This is a genomic window from Streptomyces sp. NPDC047981, assembly GCF_040653315.1.
GTDB lineage: Bacteria > Actinomycetota > Actinomycetes > Streptomycetales > Streptomycetaceae > Streptomyces.
Map to the genome: position 1 here is coordinate 1 of NZ_JBEZNQ010000204.1, position 1,311 is coordinate 1,311.

1 protein-coding gene is annotated in these 1,311 nt (G+C 72.9%); it reads left to right on the forward strand.

Annotation, left to right across the window (positions count from 1 at the left end; translation table 11 throughout):
• Positions 1–141 precede the first annotated feature (141 nt).
• A partial coding sequence (locus AB0E14_RS39770; RefSeq protein ID WP_362430483.1) for a glycosyltransferase occupies positions 142–1,311 on the forward strand: 1,170 nt, incomplete at its 3' end.

The following is a 1,311-nucleotide window of genomic DNA, read 5'->3' on the forward strand; positions in this document are numbered from 1 at the left end:
GCCTGGCCCACCCTCACCGACCGCTACCTCGACCTCTTCCGATCACTCCCCCTCACACCGACCCACGCCTGAGACCGGCGATCGCGTCGCGCAGGACCCCTCATCAGGAGCCTCCCCATGAAACCGCGTTCAGTTCTCATCGTGGCGCCACACTTCCCGCCCGACGACGACGGTCCGGTGACGCGGCACGTGTGGCATCTCGCCCGCCTCCTGAACTCCCGCCATGGTTACCGAGTGGTGGTGGCGGCGGCCTCGGAACGGGGGACGAAGCCGCGGCGCCACGTCGGTGACGACGGCATGCCGGTCTACCGGCTGGCCGCGCCCGGCACTCCGCCGGCTCTGCGCCGGGTCCACGACCTGCGCCGCATCATCGCAACGGAGCATGTGGACCTCGTCGACGTCCACGCCCCCAGCCCCCCGCTGGCCGCCGCGGCGGCTCGCGCATGCCGCGACCTGCCCCTTGTGCTGACCTGCCATGTCGACGGATCCCGGCGAGGTTCGCGGACGCCGGCCCTCCGGGCGATCTCGGCCGAGGCCGCCTCACGAGCACGCGAGATCGTGTGTGTAGCGGACTCCACCGCTCAGCTGCCCGGGACCCTCGCGGCCCGGGCCACCGCGATCGGCCACCGCGGCGGCGAGGACGCGCCGGGGGAACCCCGCTGGGAGGAGCTGTGCGACCGTACCGTCGAGGTCTTCGACCGTGCCGCCGCCCCCGGCCGCCGGACGCGCACGGTCGCCGTCGTCGCGCCCTACTACGCGCCCCACATCGGCGGTGTCGAACAGTACGCGCACCGCGTCGCTCAGGCGGTCGCCGCGGATCCGGGGATGCGGGCGGCGGTCATCACGGCGAGCACGACCGGATGGCGCACCTCGGTGAACGTGGAGGACGGCGTGCCGGTCGTCCGCCTGGGCACCTGGACGAGCCGGTACATCAACACGCCGGTCAATCCGTTGTGGCCGTTCCAGCTGCGCCGCTGGCTGCGCCGGCTCCACGTCGACGTCGTCCACGCCCACGCACCCGTCCCCGGCCTCGGCGAACTGGCGGTCGCCGTGTCCGGAAGGCGTCCGGCCGTCATGACCTACCACGCCGGAACCATGGTCAAGGGCGACAGAGTCCGCGATCGGCTTCTCGGCCTCTACGAGCGGAAGGCCCTGCCCCGGGTGTTCGCCCGCACCCGCGCCCTGGTCGCGGTGTCACCCGCCTCGCTGGCTTCCGGCCGTCCCGGGGCTCTGGAGATCACGCCCGGGGTCGACGTGGAACTGTTCACCCCGGGACCGAAGGCCTCCACACGGCCCCGCACGATCGTGTTC